The organism is Lysinibacillus sp. G4S2 (assembly GCF_030348505.1).
Classification (GTDB): domain Bacteria; phylum Bacillota; class Bacilli; order Bacillales_A; family Planococcaceae; genus Lysinibacillus.
The window spans coordinates 2,995,808-3,015,767 of the sequence record NZ_JAUCFJ010000002.1; the positions used below are offsets into that span (position 1 = coordinate 2,995,808).

The window sequence follows — 19,960 nt, forward strand, 5'->3', positions numbered from 1 at the left end:
CTCCTTTTACAATTAATAAAACAAATGAAATGGGGATTTATAATGAATGATAACAGTATAGCTTTTCCATGTCTGGCATGTAATAAAATACTTGATAAAATAAAATTAAACAAAAATAATTTCGAAATCGTAGGATTTGAGACGGGCTTTGAATGGTCCGATTTTCAAGCCAGCAATTTACCTTCGCTTGATAAAAAAATATGGACACGATCAAACAATCCACCTCTCAAAGGAGGTAGAAGAATCGTTATGGTCCGTTATCCCTTTCAGATGAAAGTAGGTGAAAGCTTTTGAATGTTATTTATGCCTGCCCTCTCATACTTTAACGGATGAGAAGAGCGTCCTAGTAAAATCACTTCCTCAGCATTAATAGCTACTAAAAATCACTATTTTGTAGCATCTCTAAATCCGTACATGTGCATGTATTTCCTGCAATTGCTTCAACCAATCATATGGTACACCTTCAATTGTGACGATATGCATTTGTATCATCCCTATCTGTATAGTCGTTAATTATAGCAGAAAAGGTATATTTACATTACCGATTCATTCCATCTCTTTAATAGGTAGTATTCTAACAGCACCTATCAACAGTTGGCTGACAAATACTGTAATAGGGTATGGTTTTTAGATAATAAAATTAGATAGTGATCATAATAGGTACCTTTTGATTTGCTGCTCAAACACTTTATTATAGTATAGTTTGCGCGGATAGCGTTCCTCCTGTAACACCTTATAGAGTACGGATTGACCTTCTTCGTAGCGAACAGCATCTTCGCATTCATCATAAAATCGCCGTGCTAACTGTCTTACTGATAGGTTAGCTTTTTCTGCACTAACTCTCCACCCGAATTGAATCATATCGTGTTGGTCTGTTGGATCTCGATAAGTATCAAAGACAATACATGTATCTGGTTGTAGTTTATTAGCAAATACCAAAACATGCCCAGTATGTACAGGTTGATTAAAATAATGTTCGTATATTTCATTAATAGGTACACAAATATCAAGGGCATTCATAATTTCATGAAAATTCGCTTGAGGTGTGTAATTATCACTGTCTTCATCTGGAAAATCAACAAGCTCTGTAATTGATGCCATAATCCAAAATTCATACTTCAAATTCAGTCACTCCCTTTTACAATTAATAATACAATGAAATGCTGATATATATAATGAACGATATTAGTCTAGCGTCTTTATTTTTAATCCCTTGTAAAGAATCATTGTTGATGGTATTGTATGAATAAATTACATGAATATTCATATGAAATATTCACAAAGGAGGTATTCACTTATGGCAAGAGGAAAAAAAGTTTTTTCAGAAGAAGATAAAATTCTAATTAAAAGTAAATTGAAAGATGAGTGTATGGCATTTTGGATTACACAGGGTTATAAAGAAACAAGCATTGGCGCATTGTGTAAGAAAGCAGAAATATCAACAGGTACTTATTATAATTTTTATTCAAGTAAGGAAGAACTTTTTTTTGAAGTTTTGTATGACATTCAAGATACTATTTATGGAAATTTCATTGAGCGAATTGAACAATGCCCTGAAAAGTCCGGTTTTGAAACAGCAATAATCCAGCTTTACTACGAATACGAAACCAAACCATTTCTTTATGACGTAAAAACGATCGATTTCACATCATTTTATAGTAAACTATCGGAGGAAATGAAAGAAAAACTAACATTTGATAGTAGTGAACTTTTTCGTACTGCAATCAAACGAGCAAATCTTAAATTAAAGGTTTCTGAAAAGTTAGCATTTTCTACTTTCACCGTACTTCTTTCAAGTATTGCAAGTAAAGAAGGGATTTCAAAGAACTGCGATCATTTAGCTGCATTTCAATTTATGACTAAACAGTTGGTAGCAAGTATTTTTGAGTAGAGGATCTTTTCAAATATAAAATAGGCGGGATAGCAATGAGTTTATTTTGGAGTATTATAGACTTTCTTAAAGAAACTTCACCTTTCTTTATTGCGATTAATTTCATTTCAGCAATTTTCCTACTAATCTTAGGGTTAGTTTTAATATCCAAAAAGAATAGAGAACAGAAGACGAAAAAAATTGCCGGAATGGTTTGTTTATCAATTTCAATGTTGGCTTTTTTAGGTGCTCTGTCCAATACATTTTTTTCTTTTTTCGTATTTTAAAATTAGGAGGCTAAAAAGATGTTAGACAAACTACAAAATATCATGGACGCGGCTTGTAAATGGGGAAATAAAAATCTGGGAACCTCTATTCAATTCCCTAAACCAACAAAAAAATCGATGGTATCCAGTGCTTTTTCAAGCGGGATTATTGGTAGTGTAATTCTGGTGTTTGGACTCTTTTTCAACAACAAATGGATTTTGTTAGTTGGTGGACTTGGAATAATAAGCAGTGTTTTCATATATCGACAAAGTGAAAAAACGATTAGATAAGTATCATTAACCTTTTCAGATGACATTTTTAGGTGAAAGCTTTTGAGTGTTGTTTATGCCCCCTCTCATACTTTAACGAATGGGAAGAGCAACCTAGTGGATTCGATTCTTCAGCATTTATTCGATGTTGCTTTGAGCAGATTCTTTCTAGAAATGAGGTGTGCGCATGGATTGAAATCAGCATTCTAAATGTAAGCTTACACAGTTCTGTTCCCTTTTTCTAAAAGTAAAGAGCTTTTCTTCCTTTGATCATTACAAGATTTCAAGGGAAGAAAAGCTCTATTCATAAAAAATACTGAGTAGCAACCAATGTCATTTTAAAGAATGGATAATTTCCTTTTCAACTCTATTGAATAGAAATTCTAAGTTAGATTTCCATTCAACCCAGCATTCTGATTCACGCCATAATTCAACGATTTCCCTAATACCATCAGCATCTGGAACTTCAGCTCTAATATCCGCTAAATATCTTAATATAAACTTCAATGATTCTTCATTCGCATTTATTGAGTGTATTTTTTCAAATTCGTCTTCAGCGTCATATAATTTTCCTGTCTCAAGATACATTACATAGAGCTCTGCAAGCGCCATTGCACTTATATCGAAAAAGAAATCAACTTCATCGAAGCTCTCACCAAAAAATCCTTCTCGTTTCATCGCATTAATAACCTCAGACAGCTCTATATGATTTGATTCCAAAGTATAAATATAGCCCTGTAAAAAGTCGACTACATCCAGGCCTTCATCACTTTCTAATGGTTTAAATCCCCATGCGCCCATTATTAAGTCTCCTTTCATATTTAAAATATCAGGTGTTTTGATTAACCATGTTTATCCACCCAAATTAATTAGAAGCTTTGATTTCCTATTATCGTCAATAATAAACCTATTTTTTCTTAATCAACACACTAGTAAAATATCACAATTCTCCAAATGTCTTAATCTTTACTTCCCTAAAAACTATGAGAGAAGCTAAGTTCATATACATTCCGGATTGTTTACTAAATTGTAAATCATCGGCTCTTCACCAAAACGTGTGGTTGATTTCCGTTCCGGCTGGGCGCTTTCCTGGGGGCGTCCGATGAGCCGCTTCACTCGCGTTGCTCGCTCCAGGGTCTCATCTTTGACGCTGATCCCCAAGGAGTCGCCCACCCTCCACTCCAATCAACCTATATTGCATACGTTTTAACAAATGTCACTCACAACTTTTGGTGATGAGCCAAATCATCCCTAAACTAGTTTGGAGCTGTAAAGATAAAAGCACGTCCATCTGTATTTAAAATCTGTAGCCCGTTATTCGTTTCAACCAATGGTGTATCCCAATGAACATGGCCGCAGCAGACCAAAAGCTCAGCAGAGTTCTGTAGTTCTTTCCAAATATGTGCATTCCCTGGTAGGCCTTGTGAGCTAATCTTCGGACTTTCATGAAGTAGCAGGATGTCAGGAACTTGCCTTAAAGTGTGTCGAAGTTTTGCTAAATAATTGTCTTCTTCCATTCGATTTGGTTTATCTATTCTACCAATGATTCCTCCGAGTCCTGCTACTGCAAGATTAGCGTACATCATCGCCCCTCCATCCGAGAAGTAATGAATACCTGTGGTAGAACCCAATTCAGCTTGTTCCTTATTTGTTAATAGGTCGTGATTTCCAGCTACACCAGTAACAAATCCAAAATAATTCCTAAAAGCTCTCCAAACAGGCAAAGGGTTTCCGTTAGCACCTCTTTTGGTTAGATCAGTATACAAATCTCCACATAAACATACCATTACCTTAGCTGGGTCCAAATCTGACAAATGGATTTGGAACAAAAGGGAAAGCACTTCCGCAAGTTCCTCACCCAGTAACTTTGGTGTTTCTTCCACCTGCTCTTGCTTATAATCCGCGATGCCTTGTAAATCAGATGCAACAATTAAGGCATCTAGCTCCTCTGGCAATCCAAGTATCTCTCCCCAATATATAGGAAGCCATTCATAAGAAATCCTCGCGTCTTTTGATGTAGCGGTAATGTATGGTATTTTCTCTAAAGGCTCTTTGGCAATATCAACGATTTTTAATGTTCTTTTCGTATGTTTCTTCATTTAAATTCATCACCCTTTTTATCCCCTTCGTTGGTTCAAAACTCGAAAAGCTCTTTATTATCTTTCATTCGCTCATTTTCACACTTCAACCATGAAACTCTTTAGCCTTTTTCAAATAACCATACGCTTCTTTCAGCGGTAACTGCAGCATGTCTGCAATTTCTTTGATGGACATTCCGCGCTTGCTCATCATCAGCACTTGCTTGGTCAATTCATCTTCCATGCGACGGGCCGCTTGGAAAGCAGGGTTCAATAGAGACTCCCATAAATCTTTATCGGCGTATTCATCCGCAGATACAATCTCTGTAATTATTCGTTCAAGTTCCATACACTTTATTTTCCATGATGATTCATTTTGTTGAGCAATTAGCTGTCTAAATTGCTGGATAGCTACCTGAAAATTTAAAACTGAACCAGTCAAATAACTACCTGCATGCCAGTCACCCATACCATGCATGAGAACAGCTACTGGTTGCCCAGGTTCTGCTGTCTCTATAATCATCGGATCACCTGTCAGTTTCATATGCCCAATCACAAGCCAATCAGCCTGCCATGCCCCCTCTTCATCATGAATAAGAGAGTTACCTTCAAAATCAATGCTATATCCTATTTGCTCGCGCTCTAAATATTCTGGATCGAACATTTCAACATCTATCCACTCTGCAAGTTGCTCACTGACAACCTTCAATTGTTTTAACTGCTTGAGAAGCTCAGCATCCAATATCATACTCACAACTACATTTAATTAATTTTATAGCAATAATCCCTAGCCTCTGTTTCTTTTTGAATACTAGATTCGAGTATTTAACAGATTGACTTTCTTCGTTAGTTCCTCTGCTAGTCTTCTCCAAGGGCATTTCCACGATGGCTTCGCCAATTCTTCTTCATCTTGTTCCAGCCAATAATCACCATCCATTAGCTCATACATGTCAAGTAGGGTAATCTCTGCACAAGCTGGATTTTCAAAAGCTACAATCATCGGCTCCGGTCCGTCATCCCAGTTATAGCCGTTAACCACTGCGTGCAGAAGCACTGGATATGACAACTCTCTAATCATGCTACACATCTTTGCCAGCGATTCTTCATATAAAATATCATCTACTTCGCGTTGTTCTTCCGCATCTAATGTGAGTCGGATAGCCCCTTTTGTATTCAGCAGTAAATCAGCAATTGCATTATTCATTCTTGCAGTATTCCAAGCTGTCGCCAAAATACCTTTAGCTGAATTCAATTCCACTCCATACTCCAGTAGTAGCTTGATTTCTTCCACTTGCTTGAACTTGACCGCTTTCTTTAGAACCGTATCTCCTAACTTATCCTCAGCCTCTAAATCTATATTTCTCTCAAGAAGAAGTTTAATCCCTTCAAGCGGCATTCGATTCATGACAAAAAGCATTATAGGCGTTCTTCCCCTTGAATCTCGTTCATTCGGATCAAGCTGATTCACGCCTGCACGAATAATTTCAATATCTTTAGATTTACTAACTTCTAACCAGTTCATTTGTACTCCTTTCGTGTCCATAACTCATCTGATCACATCCAAATTTAGTAGCTTTTACAGAAGATTTCTCACCATTCAACTTACACTCCACCATTGATGAAAAAATCTCCCGCATCAAATAGATCTACTAGCGGGAGACAATTCTCTTCATATTTATCCGATTGTTTCTACAACGTTTCCTTCCTGATCTTTAATGTAGGTTTTCATTATTTGGAACGAAAGCCCCGTTAAAGAAGATAATTCGAATTCTTTTTCCTGCGGTATCAAATTTTGGCCAAGTTCCGTGGCGGCCTTTTCATTCAACGTAATGATAATATCCTGATCATCCAGACTGAACTCGGATTTTTCCCCTGGTCTAAAGATAATTCGAATTTCTCGACCAACGAGGGTGAGGTTTTTCCCTTTTAAAATTCGGCCGCGCAGTAGTTTGCCGATGATTTCCGCCTGCTTTGCCCCTAGCATAACTTTATCAGGATGTTTGCTGAACCATCCCTTTTTCCCCTGTTCCCATGCCAGTTGGTCCACAAATAAAAAGCCAGTGTTCGAGCCTCCTTCTTTCATTCCTTTTTCTACTGCTTCAGCAATGGATGAAATCTGTAATAGTGATGCCCGATCTAAATCAGTAACATAGCTCGGGATATACGCTAAACCTGCATTTAGCACACCTAATGTATTCCAAACTTGCATTGCCTCAAGCTCATCACCTGTAATACCTACCATTTGAATAAACTCGACTTGTCCATTTGGTGTATCAATAGCAGGCATCTCTGGATCGAACGTAAAAGCAAGAGCCGTTAAAAGCGTGTCTTCACCTAGGCAGATTGGACCGTTTGCATCCAAATAATCACCAGATTTAAAAACATTGCCACTATTAAAAACATATCTTCCCATGTTTTGTAGCAAATTCAACGCCCAAGCTGGTGGCTCCTCCTCATCCTCATTACGTACAAGTCGAAATGTTAGCTCAAACCCATATCCACTGTAATCAGCATCCTCTGATTCTTTTTCATATAACTCAGAAAATCCATATGTTACGAAATGCCAGTGCGGAACTGGTGTCTCACTTTTATAGGCGCTGATTCCTTGCAGTGGATCCTCGCCTCCTAATGAATAGGGAAGAATGGTTCCATAATGCTTTGGCTCCTGATCCCCGTAAATTTTTAGTAACTCCGCATCAATTGCATCCCAGCCAAATGCTTTTACGTCTTCGCTCATGATAACGCCTCCTATGTATGTTTTGATTTTCAAATTTAAGGTATTTTACGGACTCGTTTCTTTGGTCTTTCAGGCGTCCAAGCCATTAAAATTTCCGCTTTCGCCTACCTTGTAAATTATATTCAGCAAGATATTACCTTTTTCCTTCATAATTCTCTCTTTTAGCTCCTCTAAAGGCAGCTTAATAAAATTATGATTTCCTTCATGGTCCTCGTATTTATTACCTTCATAAATAAACGCCTAACTAGGAGGATTTCTCGTTATGTATATCTCTTTTATTATTAATTAAAGCATGATTTCCCCCTAGAATTCTACTTATTAAACATTGATTTACACATTAAAGAGATATTACCCATTCCATTACCGTAATATTATAACGGAATAGGTTTATTTTCACGCAATCATTTGAGGGCTTCTGGTAAATATAAGTGCGATGTAAGTTTATAAAAGAAAAATGTTAACTTAGCAAAATGAAGGAAAATTCTTGTGAGATTAAAAAGAGGTAAGCCCCGATAGATGTTAGAATTTTGCTAATCTTTCCGAGGCTTTTTTTTAGAAATCGAGGTAAAAAAATAAGGTTAATGATTTAAGCCTTATCCATATAACATTGCTGGTGCACGAACATCTTGTAAATAGTCTGCAAGCTTCCCAGCATATACTTTTTCTAAATAAGGTAACTGTGCTATACAATGCGGTGTCATTAATGCCGGGTTTTGATAAATTTTTAAACCACCAACCTTTAAAAGCATCGCCACAAATTGTGAGCAAAAATAAGCACGCTCTCTTCGTACCTCCTTTTGCATCATAACACCAAAGAGCCCAATAAAATTATATTTATAACGATCACGATTCAAATACATATAACGTACGAATTTCATCATTTCTAAGAATTGATACTGCGAAACTCTGCAACGATAAATAACACAATCTGCGGTCTCAAACAATCCTCTTTCTGCATCTTCTCGCAAAAAACCACCACTAAGAGGATTATTTAACTGTTTACGTCCAAAGCTATACATTTGAATAAGTTCCTCGTCGAACGCAATGGACGCATGATTCATCTCTTTACCGGTATACATACCTATAGCCTTTGATAATAACGTTCCTGTTTTTGTTAATACTATGTAAATGGTGTATGCCATTTCCTCACCTACTTCAAAATTCTTTTCTACTACCAATACGGATTAAATCTTCAAATAGTTTCGTTAATTTCCTTTTTTTATAAGTATATAATTCAAATCTTAATTTTTTCCTCTATAGAAACTTAAAAATTTCTTAATTTTTTTATATTTTCAATAGACTAACTATGACAAAATCAATGTTTTCAGGGCTTTTATTTTTTTACTACCTTTATTTATATGTCTTGAATGCTAATCTTATGAGATGAACAGATGAGGTACGAATGATTTTTTTACTGGGGGAGTTGGGTTTAAAATAGATCCTAGCAGGCATGTACTTAATCAGATAGCTATAATAGATATTTATAATTTAAAGAAAGTCACTCATTATTTTTGTTCAAAATGAGTGACTTTTTCTTATTAGCAATTTTTCAACTTGTGTTTTCAATGCTTGATTAATTCTTCATCGTTTCCTGGGTGTTGCTACAATTATTTTGATATATCCTTAACGCTTCTTTTAAAAATATTTGCTCCTTTTCTGTAAAAGGATTTGGAAATTTGAATGATTCTGTGGATGGTAGTTTTTCTTCAATCAAATCTAACTTTCCTTTCAAGGTTTCATTCATAAGTACTAAAAGTGTTCCAACAGTTTCTTGGGATTCTTTAGAAGAAGGTATAGCTTCAGTGAGCGTTAAATGTTTAATTTCAAATAAGACTTTTGTCCATTTTTTATCTAAATCGATTTCTTCGGATTTATTTATATTAAATAATTCATCAGTTATGTCTTGTGAAAAGTGTTCTTTAAACCATGTTTCAGTATTTTCAGCAAACATTAATTTTTGTAGCATCGCACAAAATATGTCAATATTGATAATTCCCTCATCTTTTATTGTTTCAATAAGATGATTTAAATCAGATAATGTATTAATAATTTCAAGTTTTTTTGCTTCAAATAACTGCTTTTGATCGATTAAAGATTTTAAGATAACTTCGCCTTTAACAGTATTTTTTTGAAGCATGTCTTTAATTTCTTTTAGCGAAAAACCAAGAAACTGTAATGACTTAATGTTGTGTAGAATAGTTAAATCTTCTTTTGAATAAAGTCTATGTCCACCCTCTGTATAATCACTTGGCTTAAGTAGGTCTATACTGTCGTAATATCGAAGTGTCCTAATACTAACACCAGACTTTTGCACAAGTTCACCTATCGTAAATATACCTTTTCCCGACAAATTATTCTCTCCTCTATTAACTTAATGATTGACTTTAAAGTAACGTATAACGGGATAAGAAAACTTTTTTCCATTTAAAGTATAAATTGCAGCAACTAAAATTAGTATTGTTTCAAGAATAATAAGTGCAAAAGAAAGTGTAGAAGCAGCACTCCATTTTTTAGAAATAAAAGTTAATAACAAAAATACTGGGAAGAAAGTAAAATGAAGATTCATCCCTTCTTTTGCATGATCAGCAAAATATTTATTCTTATTCCTCGATACTAAGTATACCAATATTGGTAAAATAAAGGTTAATAATAGCGAGAACAGATGCATTAAACTTGCCAATCCTCGGTTTAATAAACTCTCTTTTTTCATAGTGTTGTTCCTCCAATATCATTATTTGATTGTTACCTTTTAAAGTAAGTAACTAAATTCATCATAAAAGGTGACGTTACTGGAGATTCAAGAACAAATGATAATTTTTTTATTAAACTCTCAAATAACAGAATTAGCATTCGGATTTTGGTGATTATGTTTTATAAACGCAGATATGTTTAATAACCATTAATTAGATGACCTTGATTTTCGCAGCTAACGAGCGTTGAGCCGCTTCCTCCGCTTTGTACTTATTGCTGTCGCTGGACTGACGACTAGTGATAAAAAATCCCAATGTTTCAATTAGACTCCAATCATCCGATTATATAATCCTAGATGAAAATTAAAAAGACCAGATACGGAACTACACCCCATAGCTAGACAAATCTAACAAAGGGGTACAGTTCAGCACCTTGGTCTTAGTTATTTCTACCGATTATAAGTCAAAAGCCTTCATCTTTTCTAATTCTTTCTGTCTTTTACTAGCTACAATTTTTCTGCCACTCATCCAATATCCTACTAAAAATAGTTCACCGACAATTCCCTGTAAAATGAACTGTATTATAGACCATTCAAATATCCCGTAAAACTGTACACTTATTAGCGTTGCTATGTATATAATTGGTAGCAAACCTCCCCAATACACATTATTTCTAGTAGATAAAAAATGTTGCACTGCAAAAACAATTAATATTAATAGTAGTCTATACCAATCGTTCACTATTTTTGTACCTCCATTTTATATTTTTCAATTATTAATTTGGCGTCCTCTAAGCTAATTCGATCATCAATTGATAGCCTCTTTATAAAACCTATGAATTCTTCATTTTCGGAACTCTCATTCACGTTAATTTTATTTATCAGCTTATCTAACCGAATTCTTACAGTCGGATAGGAAACGTTATAATACTTCGCTATCTCTTTTAATGAACCTGAATTTATTACAAAATTTTTAATAAACTCCACATCTTCCTTTTCTAATGATAAAAGCCAACTTGGAATTTCATTATTATTCAAATTACCCCTCCTTCACATTATTTAACTTTACTTTATCATTATCTTTAATTTTATTCAACTTTTATTTAACTTTATTTATTTTTTAAAAAAAACACTTCATTCTTTGCTAATTACATCGCGCAAAATCGCCATGTACCATCCAGTTTTTATCACCCAGTATAACAAAGTTTTCCATTTACAAAAAAAGAACAGATACTCACATTTAATCGAGTACCTGCTCCTTTTTTGCTAAATTATAATTATCTATTTTGCATGCTTTATAATTTTTCGCTTAAAATCTAAATAGAATAATTCCTTTTTATTTTAATTTTATTTCTCAGGCAATTCACTATATAAACATAGCATTCGAAGCATAATAATAGTAGTGTAAAGCAATTTAGCTTTGCACCTCCTGGTTTGTTGGCTTGGGTCACTCTGGTCAAGTGACCCTTTTTAATTTTCTAACCTCATCCCACGGTATACGTGCGAATCAAAAAATGGGAATAGATTTACTCTATCCCCTAATCGCTGTCTCTCTCATTTCAAATACCCTAGATTCTGCATTTGATACTTCTATAACATCAAATACATACACTTTTGGACCTCTCCCAAATCATTTAATTTGCACCCATTTTCATAACAATACTGACAAAGGGTTCTTCTTTCGCTTCTCTTAATGCATATGCTATTTCTTCAGCTCAAAATACATTGCGGGATTGTTCAATAGAGCAGTCGCTTATCACTAACATCCAGGTTAGTTATAAAAGCAAGTATGTTGATTAACCATTTTTATTCATTCGAAGAGGCTGATTTCCGCTTCGTTAGCACTACGCTTTCGCACATAAAACATTTGCTCCTTGCAGGGTCTCGTCTGTCTCGCTTTCCCGCGGGAAGCTTTGCTCTGCGACGAAAGCGAAGCGACAGGAGCACTAGAGTAGCCCTGAAAATGGAAATATATTAGCAAAGTGGTAACAAAAAAATCTTTTTATCGCTCAAAATAATAAACCTATTTTTTCCTAATCAACACGCATATTATAAAAGAAGATTATTTAATGTTTGTAGCTCTTCACCATAACGTGTAGTTGATTTCTTTGATAGAAAGAGCTTGTTTTTCGATAAAAACCCAAATAGTTTCGATAAAATAAGATTTTGTTTCGATAAAAGCTCAAATAGTTTCGATAAAGAGCGATTTTGTTTCGATAAATCAAAGTATTCCTATAAAACGAACTAAAGGAGCTTTATCCATTCACATAGATTACCTTGATCATTTTGTTTTTCAATACTAAGAAAAGAGTTGTCTCTGCGCTGAGACAAACTCCTTTTTTGGCTCTTCCGACTGGCGCTTTGTTGCTACCGCTACGTTAGCACTTCGCTTTCGCACAGAGCAAAGCTTCCTGGAGGCGTCCGATGAGCCGCTAATCCCCAAGGAGTCGCCTAGCCGGAACGAAGAGCAACTAATACATGGCATATGTTTTAACAAATATCATCCACAGATTTTGGTGATGAGCCATGTTTGTTACATATTTTCAAACTGGAGGTATTCTAAAATATTTCCGAAAGGGTCTCTGAAACTAATATATTTTCCCGGAGGACAATCAGTTGGTTCATCTACAATAAAATTAACTTCTTTCTCTTTTAAGAATTTAACCGTTTCATAAATATCTTCAGTTTGCAATCCTAATACAACTCCTGTAATTTTATTATCTTGGTTATAGGTTGTATTACCGTTCTCCTCTAAAATAATTGGTAACTCTCCGTGAACAAGTGATGCAATATTAGGACCATACTGCTTGTTTAATTCAAAACCTAAAGTATTAGTATAAAAGTCAATTGCTTTGTTTAAATTTGGCACGTAAATGCTTATAACACAAACCTGATTCATTATTTTATACCACCTTTTTTTAGTATTATAGTAAAAATTATACTTTAGTTAATAAAAATCCTTTTTTTAAAATTACATTCAATTATCTTAGAAAGTTACATCTAACACCGAAAGATGAGAGGTAATTTCGACATAATTATCTCTACATAATATTGATACTTTTTCCTGTACTTTTTCATCCAAAATAGCTGTTGTTATTTTTAGTTTGCCTTAATATATGATATAATTCATTTACTGACTAACCTAAGCAGGACAAAAACCAAAGCTGTAGCGATACCGTACGCTACAGCTTTTCTTCTGAAGGATGTTAAGTTATCTTACTAGTAGTGAATGATCAATCGCAATTCCCTACATTTTGTATACTTATTTAATTGAACTATATCAAAATCACCCATCGTTTCTTCTTCCATTCAGAATTCAAAACAACGATATTATTTTAAATCAACAAATTCCGGACTACGTACATTTCCTTCTTTAACTAACAGAACACCTTTAATTTTTTCTTTTCTGCAAGCATCCACAAAAACTTCATCTACAACTATCTCTTCTTTGGATTCTTTCATTCTTACGACATGATGTCCATTAAGGGATTTTGGAATAAAAGCAATAAAATTCAAACTAATAGGCCCATCAGGTATGGATTTAACTAGTGGTTCATAGTCTGATCTATTATGATCTAAACAAGGAATTAGATTTAAAACATTCATTACAAAGTAGGAATCGTTTATTTCTCCCGTTTCTGCAGATTTTATAATTGCAGGAATAAACTCACAATCTGAACCTAATCTTTCTATTAGCATTTTTAACTTTAAACTTACTAATTTGCCACCGACTGTTGGTAAAATATCATACTGTTCTAAATAAGAATCGAACCTATCTACCACGTATAAAAGTCTTTTATGTTGAGAATAAGGTATACCTTTTTCCAAATCAAATCTATTATACTTGTTCTCATCAGAATAAAAGAAATATACATCTCGTTTGTAAGAAGCTAACAATCTACAATAATTCATCTATATTCATCCTTCTCAATGTTGTGGGTTTTTGGTTTCTAGTGTCAAAAAGCCTTCTCTCAGATCAATAGTAAATTCGTACACCATAAACATATGTAATGAATAAACTTACATATGTTTATCATTCGGTAAAACAAAATGTAATTTAATGTCTCTTCGGAATGTTTATGCAACATAAAACTACCTTTATTTATCGAGATCTACAGACCAATCAACCTCTTCATTAAACCAATTACACAATTTTGTTGAACCATTATCCATTTTCAAAGGGATTTCTCTTGCCCACATTTTAATGTCATTTATAAAAATCTCTTTTTCAAGCCCTTCAAAATTATGTTTTTCTAACGCCCTGTTTAGAAACTCTAGAAATAATTTCCCCAAATGATACCGTTGCTCTACTTTATACATTTTTCCATATTCTTCTACCGTAATTGCCATATCGATTGTCAGATAGTTATCTTTTTTAGTATATCTAATAAATGACTTTCTTCCATAGGATTCAAGTAAGCATCTAAAGGCTATCCCGATCGAAACATCGACATTCCTATATTTTGAATTTATATTAGATTCCAATGCGTCTGCTAATTCACTAGCTAATTCACCAACTCTCGCACCTGCAGTGTCTGAAACTATTGAAAAATCCATACAACGCACTCCTCCGTATTATTCTTCTGCAGCTTCATTAAGCCAAGCCAAAATATTTCCCCTTTTATTTAGACGTAATGCTCTGATTGTATTTGTTTCATCAGGAGGTATCACCTCAACGTTCACATACACTTTACTTCTCGGTTGATTTAAAGAAAATATTTCTTTTTTATCTATTTTTTCCATAGCCAAAACCATAGCTTCTAATCTAAAATCTACTTCCTTAAACCACTTAATTTCATCAGTATAGTCAAGTAAACGCTCATTAAATAGTTTTCTTTCAGTTTCAAAATTCTCGCAACCAAAATTACAATATGGTGAATCTGCATAGGACCATTTTATTAACTCTGCATCTTCCTTTGAATATTTTTTAGCGACATTCTCCAATGCTTCCCAAGACCATGCTGAAATAACTGGTGCAACAGCCTCCCCTGTTGTCACCAGTGCACAATAATAATACGTTTCTTTGTTTTGGAATAAATTCACAAAGGTTATTTCTGTAGCGAGCGCTATTTCATCAACTAATAACTTTAAATCTTTATCCATCTACACTCCCCCTTTTTCACTTTGAACACGTCATACTTCAGCATGAAAAGTACCTTTGAATATATTGTGAGGAGTTGGATGTCTCTGTGGGAGCTCGTTGCAAATGGTTTACCACATTCCATCTACTATCGTATTTCAAGGAATCTACACTAAACTCATTCCAGAAGGCTCGCTACTTCAAAAAGAATCTTGTATTTTATATCCTGCTTCTTGTGCCAACTTCTTAATTTCATCAATGTCAGATGAAGGAACAGTAACAAGAACGTAACAGTCACATTCGATATCCAAACATGCCAACGAAATTCCTTGTTCCATTAATTTTTTGGAAACTTCATTTAAATACTGAGGCGTTGGCAGCCCATCAAATTCTCCATCTTCAAACTCTTCCCAGCTTATGCACGCCATTTTTTTCCTATCTAACAATTCATCAACAACATCGCAAATGTATACCCCTGTTACTTTCCAATCGATTTCAAATGCTAAATCTTCATCAAGAAGTGCATCCACTAAAGAAATCCATGCCAATTCATCAATCGGGCTTTCTATTCCTCTTTCATCAAGTCGATCTTCGAACTTCTCGAAATAGGTTTCTGGCTTTTCTATAGCTAATGAAACCTCTGACAAAATTTGATCTTCCGCATCACATGAAAGCTTTTGCACCAGTAACAGCATTGCATTCATACAACCACCCCATTTCTACTTAATAGTTTGTAAACTAAACTTTGATTTTGCATTTAAAATCTTCGTCATACTCCTCAAGGTTATTGATGAAACAGGGTGTAACTAGCTGATGATCACCCGTCTTTGAATCTCAATCGGGCTATCTATTCCTTTTTCATCAAATCGATTTTAAGTTCACAATCAAGTGCCTTTAACGTATAATGCGTAGCGAATCCGGCACTTTTTCATTTTGAATTACGAATTGTAATATCTCATCCTCATTAAGTTTATACCCAGGTTTTTCCTTTGGAATTTCAGCCAGAGGTGTTTGAAGCAACGGATGCTCTATATTTGGTGTGGCTAGTCCCTCTTTTTCTCTTATTAATTGAATACAATAATAATCGTAAGGAATACAGTCGAACGATAAAATTTCACTTGATTTGTCTGGTGTGTCGCTTAAACTATAGATGTGAAAATCACAAAGTTCATAAAGATATTCTCCAAAATTATTTGTATCGTTCCAACTGCGCATCAATTTTTGGTAGATATGCTCTTCTGGTAAAATATTAAACAATTCAGGCATTTCTCCAGTTTTCCATTTGTGATATAGGCATGTCATAAAAACATGATGAGTGTTAGTCTCAGAATAAAAATTTCGATCTTTCGTGAACATATTAGTTGCATATTTGTATGTTAGCTCTGCAATATCTTCATAACCCCATAATAAAGAAAGCCCGATAAGCCCTCCTATTTGACTGCCCGATACACTTCCTCTACTAGGATTGCTTTTGATCATTTGTATCAACCAAAAAAGTTGCTGCTCTAATAAAATCCATGCTGATGGTGCTCCATTTAGTATTCTATTTTTTGCATTCATTTCAAGGTGAACACCTATTCCCATCTTTAAGCGATCAGCTAAACGATTTCGTTCATTTTTTTGAATTAAATCATTCATTTCCTTCAGTCGATTATCTAGTAATTCTTTTACTTCTTCATCTGAAATTACTCTTTTTTTGTACTCTTTCATCACTCGATTAAAGTACTTCCAATACTTGTTGGTACGCATATTCCACCCCTTTTTGATGTCCATTCAACAAATGAAAAAATTGATTTTTAAGTTTATTTTATTGTCGTCTAATTTGACAGATTAATAATTATTTATGTTAATATACCTTTGTTGACTCGCCGAACTTTTCAATACATATTTCATCTGCGAGACCGTATAGAATTTCACAATTTTCAGCTGTAAAAGGGATTTTCTTAGGATCATTAAGTATCTCCGCATAATATTTCTTCCCCCTACTTACTACCAAATAACTTACATCTTCAATTCCATCCTCTGACTCTTCCATATAATTCAAAAATGGTTCATCTTGTAATACAGCTGCCGCTTCTAAAAATTGTTCCTGAAACTTTATAATACTCTCTTGATCCATTTCTCTTAATATTTCTCTTAATTTATCCGCCTTCTGATTTGCGTTCCTAATAATATCCCAAAACCAATCGCTTACAACGTCACTGATTTCTAGTGGTAAAATAAAATTAAAATTTCCCATAAAATACCCCATTTGGATTTTCTTTTAATTAATATTACCATTTTTCTGCTAACAAAAATACCTTTTGCAGTCTAGTAGATGACATTCAATTTGTGTTATTCAAAGCAATGAATGTCCTATTAGTATCTGCCTCTCAGCATGGCTAATTAGTATTAGAGCTATATATTACTTTGATTTTATTCCAATCTGTGCAAAGTAAAAAACACCTAGAACAATTGAAAGTTCTAGGTGTTTTTATTGAATTGATTCAATTCAGAATAAAGTACTATAATCATTTCATGCACAGTATTTAAAAATCACTGCTTCCATCTAGCACATTTACTTGCCACTACAAAAAAACAATCAACTTTTATTCTTTGTTTTTGTCAAGGAAAGCACGCTTTTTCACTAAAATATTTTATTTCATCTCAGTTCTTACTTTTGCGCCCAACGACATGAAATAGTCAGCTAAAATTAAAGTATTTTCCCCATATCCCTCAGCAATTAGAAACTCATTCCAATTTAATCGGCTTCGTATTTCATCGAAGGATAGACCGATTTCTTTTTTTATTGCTAAGATCACTTTTGATTTATTTTCACCTGGATCCTCAAGATACACATAATATTTTTTTTCTATTTCTTTTTCTTTAATTCGTTGTTCAATTGGGGCAAAATTTTCTTTTGATTTTGCAATAGGGAGAAATTTGCATATATTTCGAATTTCTTCATCATTTAATTTAATTTTCCACTCTTTCTCCATTAACTCATAAAAATTAGATTGATATTCTCCGCTTTTCAAGTATCTATCATCATGTTTATCGAGCCAAACGGACAAAAAATAGTCGAATTTCTCCAATGAATTCACTAAGAGCTTTGGGGAAAATTCCCCTCCAATATAATCATAATAAATTGGAGTTTCCACATTACTTATATCTGCAATCACTGGATTTCCACTCCAACTGGAAATAATGATCCAATTTTCACACCATTTCATTTTCTCCGAGAAATCTTTCCAACCTTCACCTTCTCTAATAAATCTATAACCTTCTAAAGCAACCATTAGATTTTCCGAACCAATGATATAGAAGTCGTTAGTCCAATAAAACATTATGTCTTTAGATTTTGGTAAATCACTGTACCATTTCAAAAGTGCTTGACTTAAAAGAGGAAGTTTAAAATTTTCTTCTAACTCCCGTTTCGTTTCTTCTGTTGTTCCTAGATATCTAATCTTACTGCCATTTTCATTTTTAGAAATCGAATGAGCTAGGTAATTCATTTTTCACAGCCCCCTCCACGGTGATTTTCTATCTATCATAGCTTGGCGATCAATTAGTCGATTGTAGTTGCATTGTCATAACATTGTCTATTGCCACTCTCCCCATATAAATGCCCATATATCCTTCAACATAGCCTTATATGGTATAATTCTCTATATTTCAAAACCAAAAACTTGGTTCTAGTCTTTATTCAAATAACCTATTTGCCAAACTAGATATTTCGTGAACCGCATCCTCAAATAGCACTTCTTCTTCTTTAGTGTACTTGCCCTCGTGAAAATAAAAATAATTACTTATATCTACAAAGCATAAGGCGAGTTTTTTAGGAACTTCAGATTGATCTTTATATTCTTCAATCAATTTTGTCATTGCTTCAATTAAAAGTTTGTAGCTTTCTTGATTTAATCCATCCCCTGCTCGTAACTTCACCAGTATTGAGTTATCACCAATGATATAATCATAAACTACATTAAGTGCCTTATCTTTATCCATCGACTTCTCCTCCATAACCTCGAACTAATACTTCTTTGGATTTTACAGCAGGTCTACTCAACAAAATTATACTGATTCTGATTATATCTTTTCATAAACAGTTCTATCCTGTCCTTATTTTACAATTCATTTTCTATTCTAATTGAGAACATTCATATAATAAATTATTTTTAAAGTCATCCGCAGATACTCTTACAACTTCTGGATTTTCCGGAACTTTAAATACAACTACTTGCGTTCCCTCCTCTGATAGGTTAGGTAATATTTCTTCTATCAGTGTATGTAAATCTATTTTTTGTGTTTTACAGTTTTCCCATTCATCTCCTATGCATTTCATAGCATACTCTTTAAATGGCCAGATAGGCATAGACAGATTTCCCTCTTTATCTGAAGTTGTAACAAACCCTTCATTTAATTTCAAAGACCACGCCTCTTCCCAGTCTGCAATACGTTTTACAGAGTAAATATATCTATCTCTAGCTGATTTTTTTATCATGGCTTTAAACTCTGGACTCGTTTCAAATCCCTTACCCATATTAAACTCCTCATTTCTTTTTTTATTAAACAAGGGGCTTTATTACCCGCTCCTTTGTTATTTTTTCATCTTTTAATGTCAAGTATTGTTTCTCTCATTTTTCCCCAAGTTCATTGTACTGCATCGTTGCTATCCAATTGCTCTAAGCGAGAAGCATTGATTGTGGCATATTCTCCCTTTCATTATGAGCCATACATCAATTTTTGCTCTCACCTAAACTACTCGTAATCTGCGAATGATTACCTAATAATGAAACAAGTATACAAAAAGGAAAATAAATCCTAATAAAAAAGATTAGCATAATTCCCAAGAATTTATGCTAATTTTTTGATATAATTATACTTTTTACAAATACAACCCTGAGCTTTATAATCTATACGAATCCTATTATGGTTTGAAAACACGCAACATTTTTTAGAGATTGCTGGTTTCAACGACCGCATGAACT

At 34.0% G+C, this 19,960-nt stretch carries 26 protein-coding genes; 4 read left to right on the forward strand and 22 right to left on the reverse strand.

The genetic code is table 11. The features are described from left to right. Positions 1-42 precede the first annotated feature (42 nt). Positions 43-294, forward strand: a complete 252-nt coding sequence (locus QUF91_RS15480; protein WP_289418393.1) for a hypothetical protein — start codon at positions 43-45, stop codon at positions 292-294. Between the two features lie 357 nt (positions 295-651). Here QUF91_RS15480 and QUF91_RS15485 read toward each other — a convergent pair whose 3' ends face one another. Continuing rightward, a complete protein-coding gene (locus tag QUF91_RS15485; protein ID WP_285395879.1) occupies positions 652-1,122 on the reverse strand; it encodes a hypothetical protein in 471 nt (156 codons plus the stop codon). 175 nt (positions 1,123-1,297) lie between these two features. Here QUF91_RS15485 and QUF91_RS15490 point away from each other — a divergent pair, with 175 nt between their 5' ends. From QUF91_RS15490 to QUF91_RS15500, 3 genes are read left to right on the forward strand one after another with little or no spacing between them, the layout of a single operon-like run. Continuing rightward, positions 1,298-1,891: a TetR/AcrR family transcriptional regulator gene (locus tag QUF91_RS15490; protein WP_285395878.1), complete on the forward strand. Its 594-nt coding sequence runs from the start codon at positions 1,298-1,300 to the stop codon at positions 1,889-1,891. Between the two features lie 35 nt (positions 1,892-1,926). Beyond that, complete coding sequence (locus QUF91_RS15495) at positions 1,927-2,157, forward strand: hypothetical protein (RefSeq protein ID WP_289418394.1); 231 nt, start codon at positions 1,927-1,929, stop codon at positions 2,155-2,157. A gap of 18 nt (positions 2,158-2,175) precedes the next feature. Next, positions 2,176-2,427 (forward strand): hypothetical protein, encoded by a 252-nt coding sequence (locus tag QUF91_RS15500; RefSeq protein ID WP_285395876.1) that lies wholly within the window; start codon positions 2,176-2,178, stop codon positions 2,425-2,427. A gap of 312 nt (positions 2,428-2,739) precedes the next feature. On the opposite strand, the gene QUF91_RS15505 is transcribed toward QUF91_RS15500, so the two are convergent. The 21 genes from QUF91_RS15505 to QUF91_RS15605 all read right to left on the reverse strand — a co-directional run bounded on the left by QUF91_RS15505 (position 2,740) and on the right by QUF91_RS15605 (position 19,512). Beyond that, complete coding sequence (locus tag QUF91_RS15505) at positions 2,740-3,207, reverse strand: DUF4259 domain-containing protein (RefSeq protein WP_289418397.1); 468 nt, start codon at positions 3,205-3,207, stop codon at positions 2,740-2,742. 198 nt (positions 3,208-3,405) lie between these two features. Beyond that, positions 3,406-3,567: a hypothetical protein gene (locus QUF91_RS15510; RefSeq protein WP_289418398.1), complete on the reverse strand. Its 162-nt coding sequence runs from the start codon at positions 3,565-3,567 to the stop codon at positions 3,406-3,408. Positions 3,568-3,662: 95 nt separating this feature from the next. After that, complete coding sequence (locus tag QUF91_RS15515) at positions 3,663-4,505, reverse strand: metallophosphoesterase family protein (protein WP_289418399.1); 843 nt, start codon at positions 4,503-4,505, stop codon at positions 3,663-3,665. A gap of 85 nt (positions 4,506-4,590) precedes the next feature. Further along, positions 4,591-5,226 carry an RNA polymerase sigma factor gene (locus QUF91_RS15520; protein WP_289418400.1) on the reverse strand — a complete coding sequence of 212 codons (636 nt, stop codon included), beginning with the start codon at positions 5,224-5,226 and terminating at the stop codon, positions 4,591-4,593. A gap of 69 nt (positions 5,227-5,295) precedes the next feature. After that, positions 5,296-6,006, reverse strand: coding sequence for a DUF4274 domain-containing protein (locus tag QUF91_RS15525; RefSeq protein WP_289418401.1), 711 nt, complete (start codon positions 6,004-6,006; stop codon positions 5,296-5,298). A gap of 153 nt (positions 6,007-6,159) precedes the next feature. Beyond that, complete coding sequence (locus QUF91_RS15530; protein WP_289418403.1) at positions 6,160-7,221, reverse strand: suppressor of fused domain protein; 1,062 nt, start codon at positions 7,219-7,221, stop codon at positions 6,160-6,162. A 593-nt stretch (positions 7,222-7,814) separates the two neighbouring features. Further along, entirely contained in the window at positions 7,815-8,399 is a 585-nt protein-coding gene (locus QUF91_RS15535; protein WP_289418405.1) for a hypothetical protein, read from the reverse strand. Between the two features lie 395 nt (positions 8,400-8,794). Further along, positions 8,795-9,571 (reverse strand): MerR family transcriptional regulator, encoded by a 777-nt coding sequence (locus QUF91_RS15540; RefSeq protein WP_289418406.1) that lies wholly within the window; start codon positions 9,569-9,571, stop codon positions 8,795-8,797. 21 nt (positions 9,572-9,592) lie between these two features. Continuing rightward, positions 9,593-9,931, reverse strand: coding sequence for a DUF4870 domain-containing protein (locus tag QUF91_RS15545; RefSeq protein WP_289418407.1), 339 nt, complete (start codon positions 9,929-9,931; stop codon positions 9,593-9,595). Between the two features lie 436 nt (positions 9,932-10,367). Next, the gene (locus tag QUF91_RS15550; RefSeq protein WP_285395867.1) at positions 10,368-10,652 is read right to left on the reverse strand and encodes a hypothetical protein; all 285 of its coding nucleotides are present in this window, start codon (positions 10,650-10,652) and stop codon (positions 10,368-10,370) included. Then, positions 10,652-10,948: a DUF2089 family protein gene (locus tag QUF91_RS15555; protein WP_285395866.1), complete on the reverse strand. Its 297-nt coding sequence runs from the start codon at positions 10,946-10,948 to the stop codon at positions 10,652-10,654. Before QUF91_RS15555 ends, QUF91_RS15550 begins: the two co-directional genes overlap by 1 nt. A 1,495-nt stretch (positions 10,949-12,443) precedes the next feature. Continuing rightward, positions 12,444-12,809, reverse strand: a complete 366-nt coding sequence (locus QUF91_RS15560) for a VOC family protein (protein ID WP_285395865.1) — start codon at positions 12,807-12,809, stop codon at positions 12,444-12,446. A gap of 431 nt (positions 12,810-13,240) precedes the next feature. Next, on the reverse strand, positions 13,241-13,822 hold the full coding sequence (locus QUF91_RS15565; protein ID WP_289418408.1) for an imm11 family protein: 582 nt from the start codon (positions 13,820-13,822) through the stop codon (positions 13,241-13,243). Positions 13,823-14,008: 186 nt separating this feature from the next. Beyond that, complete coding sequence (locus tag QUF91_RS15570; protein ID WP_289418410.1) at positions 14,009-14,467, reverse strand: hypothetical protein; 459 nt, start codon at positions 14,465-14,467, stop codon at positions 14,009-14,011. Positions 14,468-14,485: 18 nt separating this feature from the next. Beyond that, positions 14,486-15,013, reverse strand: coding sequence for a DUF4303 domain-containing protein (locus tag QUF91_RS15575; protein WP_289418412.1), 528 nt, complete (start codon positions 15,011-15,013; stop codon positions 14,486-14,488). A gap of 177 nt (positions 15,014-15,190) precedes the next feature. Continuing rightward, entirely contained in the window at positions 15,191-15,694 is a 504-nt protein-coding gene (locus tag QUF91_RS15580; protein ID WP_285395861.1) for a DUF6630 family protein, read from the reverse strand. Between the two features lie 190 nt (positions 15,695-15,884). After that, complete coding sequence (locus tag QUF91_RS15585) at positions 15,885-16,739, reverse strand: hypothetical protein (RefSeq protein ID WP_289418415.1); 855 nt, start codon at positions 16,737-16,739, stop codon at positions 15,885-15,887. A 97-nt stretch (positions 16,740-16,836) separates the two neighbouring features. Continuing rightward, positions 16,837-17,229, reverse strand: a complete 393-nt coding sequence (locus QUF91_RS15590) for a DUF4240 domain-containing protein (protein ID WP_289418417.1) — start codon at positions 17,227-17,229, stop codon at positions 16,837-16,839. 397 nt (positions 17,230-17,626) lie between these two features. After that, positions 17,627-18,484, reverse strand: coding sequence for a hypothetical protein (locus QUF91_RS15595; RefSeq protein WP_289418418.1), 858 nt, complete (start codon positions 18,482-18,484; stop codon positions 17,627-17,629). Positions 18,485-18,671: 187 nt separating this feature from the next. Continuing rightward, positions 18,672-18,977 (reverse strand): hypothetical protein, encoded by a 306-nt coding sequence (locus tag QUF91_RS15600; protein ID WP_289418420.1) that lies wholly within the window; start codon positions 18,975-18,977, stop codon positions 18,672-18,674. A gap of 133 nt (positions 18,978-19,110) precedes the next feature. Next, positions 19,111-19,512: a DUF2750 domain-containing protein gene (locus QUF91_RS15605; protein WP_289418421.1), complete on the reverse strand. Its 402-nt coding sequence runs from the start codon at positions 19,510-19,512 to the stop codon at positions 19,111-19,113. Positions 19,513-19,960 lie beyond the last annotated feature (448 nt).

Coding starts and splice junctions, on each gene's coding strand:
- QUF91_RS15480 (WP_289418393.1), top strand. CDS start 43: ATGAATGATAACAGTATAGCTTTTCCATGTCTGGCATGTAATAAAATA.
- QUF91_RS15490 (WP_285395878.1), top strand. CDS start 1,298: ATGGCAAGAGGAAAAAAAGTTTTTTCAGAAGAAGATAAAATTCTAATT.
- QUF91_RS15495 (WP_289418394.1), top strand. CDS start 1,927: ATGAGTTTATTTTGGAGTATTATAGACTTTCTTAAAGAAACTTCACCT.
- QUF91_RS15500 (WP_285395876.1), top strand. CDS start 2,176: ATGTTAGACAAACTACAAAATATCATGGACGCGGCTTGTAAATGGGGA.
- QUF91_RS15505 (WP_289418397.1), bottom strand. CDS start 3,207: ATGGGCGCATGGGGATTTAAACCATTAGAAAGTGATGAAGGCCTGGAT.
- QUF91_RS15515 (WP_289418399.1), bottom strand. CDS start 4,505: ATGAAGAAACATACGAAAAGAACATTAAAAATCGTTGATATTGCCAAA.
- QUF91_RS15525 (WP_289418401.1), bottom strand. CDS start 6,006: ATGAACTGGTTAGAAGTTAGTAAATCTAAAGATATTGAAATTATTCGT.
- QUF91_RS15530 (WP_289418403.1), bottom strand. CDS start 7,221: ATGAGCGAAGACGTAAAAGCATTTGGCTGGGATGCAATTGATGCGGAG.
- QUF91_RS15545 (WP_289418407.1), bottom strand. CDS start 9,931: ATGAAAAAAGAGAGTTTATTAAACCGAGGATTGGCAAGTTTAATGCAT.
- QUF91_RS15560 (WP_285395865.1), bottom strand. CDS start 12,809: ATGAATCAGGTTTGTGTTATAAGCATTTACGTGCCAAATTTAAACAAA.
- QUF91_RS15565 (WP_289418408.1), bottom strand. CDS start 13,822: ATGAATTATTGTAGATTGTTAGCTTCTTACAAACGAGATGTATATTTC.
- QUF91_RS15570 (WP_289418410.1), bottom strand. CDS start 14,467: ATGGATTTTTCAATAGTTTCAGACACTGCAGGTGCGAGAGTTGGTGAA.
- QUF91_RS15575 (WP_289418412.1), bottom strand. CDS start 15,013: ATGGATAAAGATTTAAAGTTATTAGTTGATGAAATAGCGCTCGCTACA.
- QUF91_RS15580 (WP_285395861.1), bottom strand. CDS start 15,694: ATGAATGCAATGCTGTTACTGGTGCAAAAGCTTTCATGTGATGCGGAA.
- QUF91_RS15585 (WP_289418415.1), bottom strand. CDS start 16,739: ATGCGTACCAACAAGTATTGGAAGTACTTTAATCGAGTGATGAAAGAG.
- QUF91_RS15590 (WP_289418417.1), bottom strand. CDS start 17,229: ATGGGAAATTTTAATTTTATTTTACCACTAGAAATCAGTGACGTTGTA.
- QUF91_RS15595 (WP_289418418.1), bottom strand. CDS start 18,484: ATGAATTACCTAGCTCATTCGATTTCTAAAAATGAAAATGGCAGTAAG.
- QUF91_RS15600 (WP_289418420.1), bottom strand. CDS start 18,977: ATGGATAAAGATAAGGCACTTAATGTAGTTTATGATTATATCATTGGT.
- QUF91_RS15605 (WP_289418421.1), bottom strand. CDS start 19,512: ATGGGTAAGGGATTTGAAACGAGTCCAGAGTTTAAAGCCATGATAAAA.